Annotated in this window: 19 protein-coding genes and 1 tRNA gene; 9 read left to right on the top strand and 11 right to left on the bottom strand. The window is 30.9% G+C overall.

Annotated elements, in window-relative coordinates; genetic code table 11:
- Positions 1-117 precede the first annotated feature (117 nt).
- The 3 genes from Q0J35_RS06290 to Q0J35_RS06280 are packed head-to-tail and all read right to left on the bottom strand — an operon-like array spanning position 118 to position 1843.
- The gene (locus tag Q0J35_RS06290) at positions 118-1188 is read right to left on the bottom strand and encodes an epoxyqueuosine reductase QueH (protein ID WP_297194236.1); all 1071 of its coding nucleotides are present in this window, start codon (positions 1186-1188) and stop codon (positions 118-120) included.
- Positions 1182-1646, bottom strand: coding sequence for a thioredoxin-dependent thiol peroxidase (bcp, locus tag Q0J35_RS06285; RefSeq protein WP_297194234.1), 465 nt, complete (start codon positions 1644-1646; stop codon positions 1182-1184). Before bcp ends, Q0J35_RS06290 begins: the two co-directional genes overlap by 7 nt.
- Entirely contained in the window at positions 1643-1843 is a 201-nt protein-coding gene (locus Q0J35_RS06280; protein WP_297194232.1) for a 4-oxalocrotonate tautomerase family protein, read from the bottom strand. The genes bcp and Q0J35_RS06280 overlap by 4 nt, the downstream gene beginning before the upstream one ends.
- A gap of 136 nt (positions 1844-1979) precedes the next feature.
- Between Q0J35_RS06280 and Q0J35_RS06275 the strand changes: the two genes are divergently transcribed.
- Entirely contained in the window at positions 1980-3332 is a 1353-nt protein-coding gene (locus Q0J35_RS06275; protein ID WP_297194230.1) for a hemolysin family protein, read from the top strand.
- A gap of 23 nt (positions 3333-3355) precedes the next feature.
- Here Q0J35_RS06275 and sodB read toward each other — a convergent pair whose 3' ends face one another.
- The 4 genes from sodB to Q0J35_RS06255 all read right to left on the bottom strand — a co-directional run bounded on the left by sodB (position 3356) and on the right by Q0J35_RS06255 (position 5021).
- Complete coding sequence (gene sodB, locus Q0J35_RS06270) at positions 3356-4000, bottom strand: superoxide dismutase [Fe] (protein ID WP_297194228.1); 645 nt, start codon at positions 3998-4000, stop codon at positions 3356-3358.
- 74 nt (positions 4001-4074) lie between these two features.
- Complete coding sequence (locus tag Q0J35_RS06265) at positions 4075-4509, bottom strand: NINE protein (RefSeq protein ID WP_297194226.1); 435 nt, start codon at positions 4507-4509, stop codon at positions 4075-4077.
- Positions 4502-4927, bottom strand: a complete 426-nt coding sequence (locus Q0J35_RS06260) for a hypothetical protein (protein ID WP_297194224.1) — start codon at positions 4925-4927, stop codon at positions 4502-4504. Before Q0J35_RS06260 ends, Q0J35_RS06265 begins: the two co-directional genes overlap by 8 nt.
- Before the next feature lie 19 nt (positions 4928-4946).
- Positions 4947-5021: transfer RNA gene (locus Q0J35_RS06255), tRNA-Glu, on the bottom strand.
- 157 nt (positions 5022-5178) lie between these two features.
- On the opposite strand from Q0J35_RS06255, the gene Q0J35_RS06250 reads away from it, so the two are divergent.
- Positions 5179-5745, top strand: a complete 567-nt coding sequence (locus Q0J35_RS06250; protein ID WP_297194222.1) for a manganese efflux pump MntP family protein — start codon at positions 5179-5181, stop codon at positions 5743-5745.
- Here Q0J35_RS06250 and Q0J35_RS06245 read toward each other — a convergent pair.
- Complete coding sequence (locus tag Q0J35_RS06245) at positions 5742-6500, bottom strand: exodeoxyribonuclease III (RefSeq protein WP_297194220.1); 759 nt, start codon at positions 6498-6500, stop codon at positions 5742-5744. The genes Q0J35_RS06250 and Q0J35_RS06245 overlap by 4 nt on opposite strands.
- Before the next feature lie 97 nt (positions 6501-6597).
- Between Q0J35_RS06245 and Q0J35_RS06240 the strand changes: the two genes are divergently transcribed.
- The 5 genes from Q0J35_RS06240 to Q0J35_RS06220 all read left to right on the top strand — a co-directional run bounded on the left by Q0J35_RS06240 (position 6598) and on the right by Q0J35_RS06220 (position 9549).
- The gene (locus Q0J35_RS06240) at positions 6598-6966 is read left to right on the top strand and encodes a diacylglycerol kinase (RefSeq protein WP_297194218.1); all 369 of its coding nucleotides are present in this window, start codon (positions 6598-6600) and stop codon (positions 6964-6966) included.
- Positions 6963-7217 carry a replication/maintenance protein RepL gene (locus tag Q0J35_RS06235; RefSeq protein ID WP_297194216.1) on the top strand — a complete coding sequence of 85 codons (255 nt, stop codon included), beginning with the start codon at positions 6963-6965 and terminating at the stop codon, positions 7215-7217. Before Q0J35_RS06240 ends, Q0J35_RS06235 begins: the two co-directional genes overlap by 4 nt.
- Positions 7207-8205, top strand: a complete 999-nt coding sequence (gene pyrC, locus Q0J35_RS06230; protein ID WP_297194212.1) for a dihydroorotase — start codon at positions 7207-7209, stop codon at positions 8203-8205. The genes Q0J35_RS06235 and pyrC overlap by 11 nt, the downstream gene beginning before the upstream one ends.
- Positions 8206-8307: 102 nt before the next feature.
- Positions 8308-8499 carry a hypothetical protein gene (locus tag Q0J35_RS06225; RefSeq protein WP_297194210.1) on the top strand — a complete coding sequence of 64 codons (192 nt, stop codon included), beginning with the start codon at positions 8308-8310 and terminating at the stop codon, positions 8497-8499.
- A gap of 3 nt (positions 8500-8502) precedes the next feature.
- Positions 8503-9549 (top strand): hypothetical protein, encoded by a 1047-nt coding sequence (locus tag Q0J35_RS06220; protein WP_297194208.1) that lies wholly within the window; start codon positions 8503-8505, stop codon positions 9547-9549.
- 26 nt (positions 9550-9575) lie between these two features.
- On the opposite strand, the gene Q0J35_RS06215 is transcribed toward Q0J35_RS06220, so the two are convergent.
- Both Q0J35_RS06215 and Q0J35_RS06210 read right to left on the bottom strand, forming a co-directional pair.
- Complete coding sequence (locus Q0J35_RS06215; protein ID WP_297194206.1) at positions 9576-10340, bottom strand: MetQ/NlpA family ABC transporter substrate-binding protein; 765 nt, start codon at positions 10338-10340, stop codon at positions 9576-9578.
- Positions 10341-10349: 9 nt separating this feature from the next.
- Positions 10350-11339: an isopenicillin N synthase family oxygenase gene (locus Q0J35_RS06210; RefSeq protein WP_297194204.1), complete on the bottom strand. Its 990-nt coding sequence runs from the start codon at positions 11337-11339 to the stop codon at positions 10350-10352.
- A 359-nt stretch (positions 11340-11698) separates the two neighbouring features.
- Here Q0J35_RS06210 and Q0J35_RS06205 point away from each other — a divergent pair, with 359 nt between their 5' ends.
- A complete protein-coding gene (locus Q0J35_RS06205) occupies positions 11699-11866 on the top strand; it encodes a dihydroneopterin aldolase (RefSeq protein ID WP_297194203.1) in 168 nt (55 codons plus the stop codon).
- A 10-nt stretch (positions 11867-11876) separates the two neighbouring features.
- Positions 11877-13394: a disulfide bond formation protein B gene (locus Q0J35_RS06200; RefSeq protein WP_297194201.1), complete on the top strand. Its 1518-nt coding sequence runs from the start codon at positions 11877-11879 to the stop codon at positions 13392-13394.
- A gap of 42 nt (positions 13395-13436) precedes the next feature.
- Here Q0J35_RS06200 and Q0J35_RS06195 read toward each other — a convergent pair whose 3' ends face one another.
- The gene (locus tag Q0J35_RS06195; RefSeq protein WP_297194238.1) at positions 13437-14447 is read right to left on the bottom strand and encodes a type II asparaginase; all 1011 of its coding nucleotides are present in this window, start codon (positions 14445-14447) and stop codon (positions 13437-13439) included.
- Positions 14448-14486: the final 39 nt, after the last annotated feature.

Raw genomic sequence — 14486 nt, 5'->3', positions numbered from 1 at the left:
TCCTATAGCTCAGCTGGTTAGAGTGCACCCCTGATAAGGGTGAGGTCACAAGTTCAAGTCTTGTTAGGACCACCATATCTTTTTATAATATTTTTATTTACATTAACTTTATTTATCTTATAGTTTTATTAGCTTATCTCTTACATCAAAATATATTTCGCTTTTTGCTTGTATTTGTATTTTTCCTTTTGGAATGTGTTCTAGTATTATTATAGGGCTTAGATTGTATGGTTCAAAAAAAACATTTCTTACTTTTATTTCATTTTTTATACTAAGAGGATTATTTAAAAGATCATTGAAATTTTTGAATTTGTTTTTGCAAATTTTGTTAAAAGCATTGAATGAAAGCAAGAGTATTTCATCTTTTGATGCAAAAAATTTATCATAATTATCATTTATATTTATTCTGGTGGTTTTATTTTTAAAATGGGAATAAAACAATACGTGCGATTTGATAACTTCTTTATCACAGCTTATCAGTGCGTTTAAAAGACGGTAGTTTAAAAATTTTTCCCTAATTATTTCGTAGTCTTTTTTTTCTTTTTCAAGCTTTGCTACTTTTTTATATGTTTGTATTCTATCTTCTACGCTTGATGGTAGAATTTGCTTATTTAACGGAGAGGAAAATTCATTTGTTACTATTTTGTTTAAATTTTGTTTATTTAAAGCAAAAAAACAACCACAGTAGTTTTGATGATATAATTTTTCTTTTTTTGCCATTTCAAACTGTTTTTGTGTGCCACCACCCTTTCTAAAGTCTGGTATCAAAAAGTTTATGCCGCTATCTTCACATTCTTTTTTTATAGACTTTGTTAATTGCTCTATGTCTTTTTTGGGACTCATTAGAAGGGTAGAAGTAAAAGCTTTTTTATCGAGTTTTTTAGCCAGTTCTACACTTTTATTCATCCTAATATCAAAACAAAGCTCACATCTTAATCCCTTTTCAGGCTCATCTGCATATTTTTTAGCTAGTGCAAACCACTGTTCATAGTCATATTCGCCTTTTATAAGATCTATACCAAGCTTATCACAAGACCTTTTAACATCTATATATCTAAGTTCGTGCTCACTTAATGGATGTATGTTTGGATTGTAAAAAAAGCCCGTTATTTTTTCTTTTGGATATAATTTTCTAAGCTCTGTCATAAAATAATGCGAATCTACACTGCAGCAAATATGCACTAACACTGCAAGTCCTTAAGTAAAACGTCTATATGTCCTTTAGCTTTAACATTTTTGTAAATTTTGCTTATTTTGCCTTTTTCATCTATTATAAAAGTGCTTCTTATAAGCCCTTCATATTCTTTGCCATAGTTTTTTTTAATCCCCCAAGCTCCGTATGTTTTTATAACCTCTTTTTGTGGATCGCTTAATAGTATGTGTTTTAATTTGTATTTATCTATGAATTTTAGATGAGAATTTGTGCTATCAGGACTTATTCCTATAACTACTATTTCATTATTTCTTAATTTATCGTAATTTGCTGTGAAATCACAAGCTTGAGTAGTGCAACCCGGAGTATCATCTTTTGGATAAAAATATATTATAACTTTCTTTCCTAGAAAATCTTTCAAAGATATTAAGGTTTCATCGCTATTTTTCAAGGAAAAATCAGGGGCTTTCTCTCCTATTTTTAACTCTTTCATTTTTTTGCCTTCAATTTTTCGACAGTTTCGCCACCAAAAGCTATATTAAACGCTTCTATATCCTCTATTTGAACTACTATCCTTTCTTTTGCTTTGTTGTATTTTGTAGCAAGTAGCTCTGTTATGTCTTTCATCAACTGTTCTTTTGTGTTTTTGTCAAGCTCAGGTTTTGCTAGTTTGATATTAACAATTGGCATTTTATATCCTTTTTTTTCTTTTTAGTTTATCATATATTTATAAATATCAATTTTTCTTAATTTTTTTATTTAAGTTTATTTTATGTTTAAAATTTGATATAATCATAAGAATATTTTAAATTTTTAAGGAGAAAAATTGGACCCCAACCAGAGTATCACAATCCTAGAAAATACGGTGAATCAATCCAGTTTAGACATTACTTATTCTTCTCTTATGATTATTGCGGCTTTTATCCTTGTTTTGCTTAATGGTTTTTTCGTGCTTTCAGAATTTAGCATAGTTAAAGTACGTAGGTCAAAACTAGAGGAATTAGTAAAAGAAAAGAAAGCAAATGCAAAGAAGGCTTTGGAAATTTCTTCAAAACTAGATACTTATCTTAGTGCTTGCCAACTAGGCATAACACTATCTTCTCTTGCACTTGGTTGGATAGGAGAGCCAGCCATAGCAAAGGTTTTGGAGTATTATTTATCCCCTTTAAATTTACCATCTGTTGCTTTGCATACCATAGCCTTTGTTATAGCCTTTACTATCATAACCCTTTTACACGTGGTTATAGGCGAACTTGTGCCAAAAAGCGTTGCTATAGCTGTAGCTGATAAGAGTGTGCTTTGGGTGGCAAGACCCTTGCATATGTTTTGGTTACTTTTTTTGCCATTTATAAAAACCTTTGATTTTCTAGCAGCCATTTGTTTAAAGAGTATAGGCATAAGACCTGCCTCTGAAAATGAGTTAGCTCACTCTGAGGAAGAAATAAAAATCATAGCTTCAGAAAGTCAAAAAGGCGGAGTTTTAGATGAATTTGAAACGGAGCTTATAAGAAATGCTGTTGATTTTTCAGATACCGTGGCAAAGGAGATAATGACACCTAGAAAGGACATGATTTGCTTAAATAAAGGCAAGACTTATGAAGAAAATATGAAGATAGTTTGCACAAACTCTCATACTCGTTTTCCTTATATAGATGGTTCAAAAGATAATATAGTAGGTATGATACATATAATTGATATAGTGCAAAATGAGTTAAACAAGGATAAAAAAAGCCTAGATGACTTTGTAAGACCTATGTTTTTAATACCTGAAAACATAAGCATCTCTAAGGTTTTAATAAGAATGAATCAAGAAAGAAGCCACACAGCCTTAGTGGTAGATGAATACGGCGGGACAGCTGGTATCATCACCATGGAAGATATAATGGAAGAAATATTTGGAGAGATAAAAAAGGAAAATGTAGAGGAAGAAAGCTATAAAAAACTAGCTGATAATGTCTATGAATTCAAGGGCAGAAGCGATATAGAAACGGTTGAAGAGCTTTTAATGATAAAATATCCACAAGATCTAGAGCAAGTTACTATAGGTGGCTATGTTTTTAATCTTTTGGGGCGTTTGCCTGTGGTTGGAGATAGGGTAGATGATGATCTTTGCTACTACGAGGTAAAGGCTATGCAAGGAAATAGTGTAGAAAAGGTAAAGGTGGTAAAGAAAAGATAGCTTTTAGCCCTAGAGGGCTAAATTTATTTAAGAGGGTGAAGCTCATTTGCGTAAAAACTAACCGAGTCCATGCCCTCTTTTATAGCCCATTCATAAGCCTTAGAAACAAATACCCAGTTTATATGAGCAAAAAACTTTTCTAAGTAGGCAGGTCTTGCGTTTTGATGGTCTATATAGTAAGCGTGTTCCCAAACATCAACAACTAATAAAGGAATTTTGTCTTCACTTATAGGAGTGGCAGCATTAGAGGTATTTACAAATTCAAGTTCTTTATTTTTGTTTAATACTAGCCAAAACCAGCCAGAGCCAAATACAGCGGTTGCACCTTTTATAAATTCATCTTTAAAATTATCAAGAGAATTAAATTTAGCATTTATAGCCTTTTTTAGCTCATCTGATATTCCTTCAAAAGATGAAGTTTTAGGTTGAATACAATCAAAGTAAAAATCGTGATTATAAACTTGTGCAGCATTGTTAAATATAGCAGCACTAGAGTTTTTTATTATGCTAACTAAATCTTTTCCTTCAAATTCAGTTCCTTTTATGAAATTGTTAAGATTGTTAACATATGTTTGATGATGTTTTCCGTGATGATAAGCAAAAGTCTTTTCGCTTAGAAAATCACCAAAGGCGTTAGTGTCGTAGGGTAGTTTTCTTAGTTCAAACATTTTTTATCCTTTAAATTTAAAATATAGATTAAGATTCTAACATAAAAAATATTTTAAAAAGGTTAAAAAGTGTATTATTTTTGTAAAACAGAATAAATTTTTGACAAATTATCTTTTTTTATACCAAAATATACTAAAAATATATCCACTATGCACCATATAAGAGTAGCTATTAAAATCACTCCAAATATAAATGTAAGAATCGCAAATCCATTATCGCCAGAATCTAGGTAAGCGGTAGCAAAAATAAGTGTTAGTATATAAGATGCAAAAAATGATATTGGTTTTAGTATGCCAAGTTTTACATCTCCTTTGTAGAATCTATCTACTCCAAATACGCCTAAAAATAAAGATAGTAAAAGCCCAACTAAAGGATTTTTAATGCTTAAAAGCATTATTTTTTCAAGGGTCTCATCATCTGCTTTGTCTAAACTTTCCTTAAAAGCAGCCACGGAATCGCTTGGAATTCTGTCCTTAAAATTTAATAACAAAGTGTTTTTATCAACCATCGCTTTCTATCCCCTTTTCTAATACATTTTTGATAAGATTAAAATTATAAAGTTTTATTAAAGTTGGAACAACAAATACATCTCTTATAATCACTATCAAAGCTATTAACATAAGCACTAAGGAAAATAAAGCTAATGTATCATTGTCAAATTCAATGCCTATATTAAGCATTACATACGAAAAAATTACAAATATAAGCTTTAAGATACCGATAAGAAGCTGCCCTAAATAAATTCTATCAAGACCTGGTAGTGCTAAAGCTAGGATTATAGTTAAAAGCGGATTTTTATATGGAAGCAATACTGCTTTATCTATATCTTCATCACTTGCGTTATCTAAAAGAGAGTTAAGTTCGCTTGAAAATTTAGAAGGCATTTTTTCTTTTAGTTGTAAGAATATAGCAGTTTTATTTTTCATAAAAATTCCTAAAACCAATTGGTGACCCATACGAGACTCGAACTCGTGTTACCGCCGTGAAAGGGCGATGTCCTAACCGCTAGACGAATGGGCCTTACATTTGAGTTTAAAGCCAAAATTATATACTTGAAATCCTTAATAAGTGCTGAAATTATGCTTTAATAAAGTTATGAATTGTATTAAAAAAAAATTAATGATATTTTAATTTTTTTTAGATAATATTTATCTTATTTTGAAAATTGGAGATTTGTTTGGATATATTAAGTTTATTTTTTATATCTTGTGCGCTTGCTATGGACGCTTTTGCTGTTTCTTTATGCAAGGGTTTTAGTGTAAAAAAAGTAAGCTTGTATCATTATCTAAAAGTGGGAAGCTATTTTGGATTATTTCAAGCTATAATGCCTTTGATAGGTTTTTATATAGCTCATAGCTTTAGTTCTTTTGTTGATAAGATAGATCATTATATAGCTTTTATTTTGCTTTCTTTAATAGGCTTGAAAATGATTAAAGAATCTAGGCAAAAGCAAAATCAATGCGATGATTCTTGTGCTGATTTTTCACATAAAACTATGAGTTTTTTAGCCTTAGCTACAAGCATAGATGCACTTGCTATAGGTGTTAGTTTCGCTTTTTTAGATGGGATAAATATATTTTTTGATGTGTCTTTAATAGGCATAATAACCTTTATATTTTGTATCTTTGGACTTAATATAGGCAATAAATTTGGCTATCATTTAAAAGATAAGGCAGAATTAATAGGCGGAGTCGTTCTTATCTTAATAGGCTTTAAAATTTTAATACAGCATTTATTTTTTTAAATATCAAGTTCTATGCCAACTGGAGCGTGGTCAGAACCAAAAATATCAGTTCTTATAAAGGCATCTTTAAGCTTTTTTTGTAAATTTGTTGATATGAAAAAATAATCAATTCTCCAGCCCACATTTTTCTCTCTCGCTCTTGCCCTGTAAGACCACCACGAGTATTTTTCTTTAATATCACCATTTATGTATCTAAAGCTATCTATAAAACCGTTTTCTAGCAGTTTATCTATCCAAGCTCTTTCTATAGGCAAGAAACCAGATGTCTTTGCATTTGCTTTTGGGTGGGTTAAGTCTATTTCTTTGTGGGCTGTATTTACATCCCCGCATATTATTATATCAATACCTTTTTTTTGTAGCTTTTTAATATAATTTAAAAAATCATCATAAAATTTCATTTTGTATTCTAGTCTTTGCTCGTTTTGTTGTCCATTTGGAAAATATATATTAAAAAGGGCTATATTATCAAATCTATGTTCTAGCACTCTACCTTCATCATCTACCGCAAATTCACATTTAAAAACCTCGCTTTTAAATTTAGCAAGACTCATTACACCAGAATACCCAGCCCTTTTTGCACAGTTATAATCTATATACTCGAAACCAAGTTCATAAATATCTTTTGGAAATTTATCCTCACTAGCTTTTACTTCTTGAAATCCTATAAAATCACACTCTTCATTTTTAAGCCAATCAAGTGCTTTTTTATCACAAATTGCTCTAATGCCATTGACATTCCACGATATAAATTTCATTTACTTTCCTCAAAATAAAAAGTTTTATATTAGCATAATTTTTTATTAATTTTTAAAATTTATAATAGGGCTTGTTTTTGGATGCAAAGGATAATCAGTGAAGCCTAAATATTCTTTTTTTTCTAATGCCAAATACGCTTTAGACGGTATCTTGGCTATGTTAAAATATGAAGTGGCTTTTAGGATAGAATTAGCAATAATTATACCAGCAGCCATTATCAGCTTTTTTTTACGACTTTCTTTGCTTGAACATTTATTTTTACTTTTTTCTTTGTTTTTAATTTTAATAGTTGAGGCTTTAAATTCATCAATAGAAGCTTGTGTTGATTTATTTACTAGCAAATGGCACGAAAAGGCTAAGATTGCAAAAGACTGTGCTAGTGCAGCTGTATTTTTTTCTGTTATTTTTGCTATCCTTGTTTATATAAGCTTTGTTTTTAAATCTTTTGGTATATTTTTTATATGATTAATGGTAAAATAAAACTTTTATGCGAAAAAATTTTTGGTAAAAAAAGGTTTGAAATTTTCATTTTTTTATGTGAAAGAGCCGATGAAAATAATTTTATTTTAGTTAAAATAGAAGATATTATGAAAGAACTCAACTTTAGCAAACCAACCATTATAAATGCTTTTAAATTCTTAGAAGAAAATAATATTTTAAAAAAGCATAAAAATGGCTTTTATGAGCTTTTGTTAGGAGGTAAAAATGACGGTTAAAAACCCTTTGGATATGCATTTGCATTTAAGAGATAATGAGATGTTAAATTTGGTAGCACATTTGTCTGCTAAAGATTTTAAAGCCGCTGTTATAATGCCAAATTTAGTCCCACCTATTTGCGATTTGCAGGCTTTAAAAGAGTATAAGCAAAGGGTTGTAAATGCTTGTAATGATGAAGATTTCATACCTTTGATGACGCTTTTTTATAAAAATTACAATTACAATTTTTTGCAAGAAGCAAGAGAGCATATTTTTGCCATAAAACTTTATCCCGCAGGAGTAACTACTAATTCAAGCTCTGGAATTTCAAGCTTTGATATAGATGAGTTAAAAGAAACATTAGAAGCTATGAGCGAGCTAGGACTTCCTTTGCTTGTGCATGGTGAAACAAATGATTTTGTTATGGATAGAGAGGCAAATTTTTCTAAAATTTATGAAAAGCTTGCAAAATCTTTTCCAAAGCTTAAGATAGTTATGGAACACATCACTACAAAAAGACTGTGCGAGCTTTTAAAAGATTATGAAAATTTGTATGCTACTGTTACCTTACATCACTTAATCTTAACACTAGATGATGTTTTAGGCGGCAAATTAAAACCTCATCTTTTTTGCAAGCCAATAGCAAAAAGATATGAAGACAAAGAAGCACTTTGTGAGTTAGCCTTTAGTGGATATGAAAAACTGATGTTTGGAAGCGATAGTGCGCCTCACCCTATAAACGACAAGGAGTGTTGCGGTTGTGCTGCCGGTGTTTTTTCAGCCCCTGTTGCCTTGCCTTTGCTTTGTGAGCTTTTTCAAAAACATTCAAATGAAGCAAATTTGCAAAAATTTCTAAGCGATAATGCTTGTAAAATTCACAACTTAAGCTTTAAAAAAGATAAGATTATAAAGCTTGAAAGAAATAAATGGCAAGTTCCAAGTAAATATGGCGATGTAGTGCCTTTTATGGCTGATGAATTTTTGGAATTTAAGCAAAATTATAATTAATTGTAACATTCTTAAAATTTTTTTAGCTAAGAATATTCATTTTATCTAATGTTTTTTGTTTTTTAAGATATAATTAGTAAATATCATATTTAAGTAGGATTTATGAAAAAACTATGTTTTGTAGTTGCATTACTACTCTCTTCTAATGCGTTTGCATTTAATGCTTATCTTTGCTCTTTACAAAATTTGCTTAATCCAAATTCTTGCAGACCTGACACGGTTTATAATGAGCAATACGGTTGCAATGCTATGCCTTATATAAGAGTTGATGGAAAGCCTGTTTGTGTGGATTAAAAAATGGCTATACTCATAAACTCAACTAGCTCCTTTTATGCTACAAAAAATGAGGCTGTTTTTAAAACTTTTGCCTCTAAACTTAGGCTAAGAGAGGCTAGTGAGTTTAGCCAAGATAGCATAAGTTCATATAAAAAAGATGATAATATAGTAAAATTTTTTAGCGATGAAAAAGAAATTTCAGTTAGATTAAATGATGAAAGTTTAGAGCTTTTAAGAAAAAATTTCGCCGAGCATAATTTTTTAAATTTAAAAGATGGTAGTATAGCTTTAAGTAGTGCTGCTGCAAGTTTTGTAGAGGCTTGGTATAAGGATATAATGCAAAATAGAAATTTCTTAGATGCTGATTTAAATAAAGATAAAAAGATAGACGGTAAGGAATTTTTGCTTTTAAAAAATTCTGTAAAAGATAAGACAAATAATCAAAATTTACTAGATAAAATGGAAATTTTAGTGCTTAGAGAAGCTGTAAGCACACAAGGCTATATGCAGTCTAAAATGGAACAAAACCCCTTAAGTCTTGATTCTCTTTTAAACGAAGCCATAAAAAGTGATAAGAATTTTGACTTAAAAATAAGTAGGTTAGAGCATTCTGCTAAGGGTGGCTCTGATTTAGAGGGCTATACAAGGTGGGCAAAAGAAGCTGTAGATGAAATTTTAAGCGAAGAGCAAAAAAAGAAAAGTATAAAGTTAGTTATAGATCCTGATGATAAGATATTTTCAAATTTTAATGGCTTTAGCACACAAAGCATTAAGGATTATTTTGAAAATCCTTTTAAGAAATTTGGTATTCAAAGTATAGATATAATAAATCTTAGCAAGGCAAAGCTAAGGCTTAAAGATAAAGAGCTTGATGAGGATTTACAAAGGCTATTAAAGGAATTTCCGCACTTAAAAGCCCTTATAGAAAATAATCCAAACATAAGCAAAGAAAGCTTAGAAAAGATAGAAAAGCAAAACAAAATGCTAACCGTTTATAGGGAAAATGAAAAAGAAAACTTAAGTCTTAAATTTAGCAAAAGCATTTTTAAAAAGGATATTCTAGCTTGACTTGGGCAAGAACTTCTTGCCCGTTTTTAAAAAGCAGGTATCACAGCACCTTTATATTTATCTTGTATGAATTTTTTTACTTCCTCGCTTTGTAAGGCTTTTACTAAGGCTTTGATTTTGGACGATTTTTCATTGCCTTTTTTTACAACGATTATATTGGCATACTCGCTATATTTGCTTTCTGTAAAAAGAGAATCTTTTACAGGAGAAAGTCCTGCTTGTATAGCAAAATTACTATTTATAAGTGAATAATCCACATCATCTAAGCTTCTTGTAAGTTGAGCGTCCTTTAACTCTATAAAGTCTAGGTTCTTAGGATTATGAACTATATCAAGCGGAGTTACAAGCTCTTTATCATTAAGTCTTATAAGCTTGGCACTTTCTACTATACGTAAGGCTCTGCTTTCATTTGTGGGATTATTTGGTATAGAAATTTTAGCACCATCTTTTGGCTGAAAACTTTTATATTTTTTAGAATACACACCCATAGGCTCTATGTGTATAGGGGCTACTTTGACTAAATTTGTGCCTTTTGCCTCGTTAAATTCTAGTAAAAAAGGCTCGTGCTGAAAAAAATTTGCATCAAGCTCACCGCTATCAACCTTTATATTTTGTATAACGGCATCATTAAATTCAAAAACTTCTAAATTTATGCCCTCTTTTTTGAGTTTGTCTTTTACGAAATTTAAAATTTCTGCGTGAGGAGTTACTGAAGCTCCTATCTTTAAATTTTCTGCAAAAACAAAATTAAGTATAAAAATAAAAGAGAAAATTTTAAAAATATTTTTCATTGATTCCTCCTAAGCAAAGCTAAATTTTTCTATTAAATCGCTATGATGAGCTTTTGCCACATCAGGGTGCGAACGTATCATTCTTTTAAAATAATTTTGTGCTACATTTCTTAGCAAAGGATTTTTAGGATCAGTATCTACGCCCGTGCTTTCTTTTGCTAATTCTCCTATATCAAATATAGGTATATCTTTGTCAAGCTGCACTCCTAAAAAATAAGCTATAGAAAATCTTTCTTTTGCACTTAAATTCACCCTATGTATAGTGGCTTTTAGATAGCCATTTGTCGCTAATTCTAAAAATTCTCCTATATTTACCACAACAGTGCCTTCAAGCGGTGGCACAGAAATCCACTCACCGTTTATTAAAGCTTGAAGACCTGACTGTTCTTCTTGTAGAACAAATGTTATAAGACCTCCATCTTTGTGAGAGCCAACGCCTTGTTTGCTGCTAGTATTTTGTGCAGGGTAACGCAAAAGCTTACAGTGTTCGTAAGAATTTCTACCATAAAGCTTTTCAAAGGCATCATCATTTAAATTTAAAGACTTTGCAAAGGCTTTTAGAAGTTTTAAACAAGCATTTTGGGTCTGTTTATGCCACTGTAAAAACACATCTTTTAGTTCTGGTATTTGAGTAGGCCATAAATTAGGACCCTCTAATCTATGCCATAGTGGTGAATTTATATCCCATTTTAAAGCTTCTCTTTCCGTCCCTATGTCTATTTGCTCCCTAAAATCTTTAGCACCGTCAGTGTATTCTCCGCCTTCGTTTGAATACCCTCTAAATTGTGGTGAATGTATCATAGAAATTTCTTCTTTTTTATCATTAGGTAAGGCAAAAAATTCTTTGCTTAAACTAAAAAGCTTTTTGCTAAGTTTTTCGTCTATCCCGTGATTTTTTAGATAAAAAAAACCAACTGTAGAAACTATCTGTCTTAAGTCTTTTAAAAATTTATCTTGATTTTTTTCAAAATCATCTAAATGAAGTATAGGTAAAGTCATCTCGTCTCCTTAATTTTTATTTTAATTAAGAGATAAGGATATGAGTTTGTAAGATTGTGGGTATTTAAAAAGAAGTTAAGCTTACATTACACTTTCCTTATCCACCTCGGACCTTTGGAAAAGTAATGCCTAAGCCAAAGGACGCACTAGATACTACACATCTGGCACATCAGTTTTTTCATCTTTGCTTTATCCTTTCTTTGTAGATTAATATTTTATAAAATATTAAAAATTTATATATTAAATAAAAGTTAAAATTTGATAAAAATTTTAAAAATAAAATATAAGTGTTTCAAAATGTTACTTTAAGTTTTAATTTAGTAAAATCCTTAGTCTCAATTTTTTACAAGGAGTTAAGTATGGAATTTTTGGAACTTATCCTAGTTTTAGTCGCCTTGTTGCTTATCATCAAAAAACCAGAAAAAGAAAATTTGGCTTTTTCTTTAGTGATAATTGCTTGGTTTATTATGGTTTTTTTATATGTAGGACACAAGTCAAGCAATCTTTTGACTACTATGAATTTATAAGGAGTAAAAGATGAGAGAAGAAATAGCTAAAACAAAGCTTTTTTATGCATTAATGTGCTTAGCGGGCTTTTTGATAATCTTATTGCCTGTTGGTATAGCAAACATAGTTTTTGGATATATAATGGGAGATAGCCCTTGCTATCTTTGTTGGGGACAAAGAGAGTCTATGATATTCATAGGTGTTATGGCTTTTTTCATAGTTCGATATGGCTTTAAGGCTAAATATGTCGCTATGATTTTATTTATGGCTGCAATAGGACTTTATCAGTCTTTTTTGCACTATGGAGCTCACGCACATAGGGATTTAGATCAAGGTTTTTCTTTGCAGGTATTTGGAATTCACACTTATTTTTGGGCTGAAGTTGTGTTTTGGGCTGTTATAATCCTTTTGGGGATTTTATTTTTGTTAGCTCCAAAATTTTCTAGCTTTGATAAGGAGATGAATGGTGAAAAATTTAGACAATTTGGAAAATATGGCTTTATAGCTGTTATCATAAGCACTGTTATAGTTGCTTCAAATGCTTTTCAAGCTTTCGTTAGCACAGGTGTGCCTCCATTTATAGGACAAGGAGACCCTGTTAGATTTAGCTTAAATCCAAAATATATAATTTGGAGCACTAGTGGCTGGAAGGGTAATTGGCAGAACATATCCTTTTTAGGACCTAGAGATGTTAAGGCTCCTGATTATGCTTTTGAACCTGCTACAAAACTAGGAATAGAATTTGATAATGATTCAAGCAATTCTCCTTTTGCTAAGATAGATAAAGAATTAAAAATCTCTACTTCTCAAGATGTAAATTTTGATAAAGCAATCAATACTATTGATTATATTAACGGAGAATTTGTTGTTAGCTCTAAATTTGATGTTGCATTTTTAGATGATAATTTTGCTACAAAAGAAAGCTTTGTGTTAGATCCTTATTTCTCAGCTACTATAGATCCTATAGTTGGCATTATACCTTATATGAAAGATAAATATCTTTTAATGGGTTCAAATAAGAGCTTTTTGAGATTTGCTAAAAATGAAAATGCAGACGAAACTTTACAATATGCTGATTTTGTAAAAGGAGCTGATAAATTTGAAGGTCAAGGAGAAGGTTTAGGACGCGGTAGGCTTAGCACTGTTAGATCTATTTATCATCACGTAGCAAGTATGGCAAGCGATGGAAAATATTTTTACCTTGCTACAGTGCCAAATAATAAAGATAAAAAGAAATTTGTTATTTCTAAATTTTTGTTAAGCGATAGAGTTTTATCCGCAGAATTCACTCCAAAAGCAGAGCTTAAAGAAGGTAAAAGCTTAGCAGACCTTTATGTAACCTCTATGCACTATATAAATGGAGGACTTTATGCACTCAGTAAAAATCATAATGTTATAGCTGTTATAGACCCTGTTAAAGAAGAGGTTGTGCAGGTATTGTCTTATCCTAAAGATATAAAAAATGCAAGAAGCATATTCTTTAAGGATAATAAAATGCATATACTTTCATATCAAGATAATGCTAATAAATTATATATTCTAGAATAAGTGCAAACACTCAAAACTTTGGTTTTGAGTGTTTTTTTTAAATCAATAATATTCAAAATATTTAGCTATTTGTCTAGGATCTTTTGTTTTTGTTAGGGCTAACATTAATAAAACTCTAGCTTTTTGTGGATTTAAGTCGTTTGCAGATATAAAACCTTGATTAAGTTCTTCTTTGCTAATTGGCACAAGCCCAGAGCCTACACGTGAGCTTTTTACTACAAGAATTTTCTTTTCTTTTAGTAGCTTTATAAGATAGTTTTTAGAGTTTTCGTGTATGCTTCCTGCACCGCTCCCAGCTACTACAAGCCCTTTAGCACCAGCTTTTACAAAGGCTTCGCTTGCAACTTGAGATCCGTCATTTGAGTAGGTGTAGATTATATCAACCTTTGGCAAAGATATAATGGAGCTAACATCAAAAGGAGTGTTTCTTGTATGTTCTTTTGTAACTGTGTGATTAAAAATGGCTTTTCCATCTACAATATACCCTATCTCACCAGCATTTGAGGCTTTAAATGTTTCTACATTTAAAGTATGAGTTTTAGTAACATCTCTTGCAGCGTAAATTTTATCATTCATTGCTACCATAACCCCTCTGTTTAAAGCATTTTTACTACCTGCTAGAGCTACCGCATTATAAAGGTTTTTAGGACCATCTGCACTTGTAGCAGTTGCTGGTCTCATAGCCCCTACCAAAACAACAGGTTTAGAGCCTTTTGTAACTAAATTTAAAAAATATGCTGTTTCTTCCATAGTGTCTGTGCCGTGAGTTATGACTATGCCGTCTATATTGCCATTATTCATAAGCTGATTTACTTTTTTGGCTAATTTTAACCAAATTTCATCATTCATATTAGAACTATCTATGTTTGCTATTTGTTCCGTGCTTATGTTAGCTATATTTTTAAGCTCTGGAACGGCTTTTAGTAAAACATCTACCCCTAAAGCTCCTGCTTTATATCCAGTAGTAGCATTTGCTGAACTAGCTTGTCCGGCTATAGTCCCACCTGTAGCTAGTATCATAATATTTGGCTTAGCTGATAAAACAGTAAGCATCATAAAAGCTCCTAGTATAATTTTCTTATACATAATATC

Origin of the sequence: uncultured Campylobacter sp. (assembly GCF_944323605.1) — a bacterium.
Classification (GTDB): domain Bacteria; phylum Campylobacterota; class Campylobacteria; order Campylobacterales; family Campylobacteraceae; genus Campylobacter_D.
Note: the sequence above shows the minus strand (reverse complement) of the source record. Positions and strands in the feature narration are given on the sequence as shown.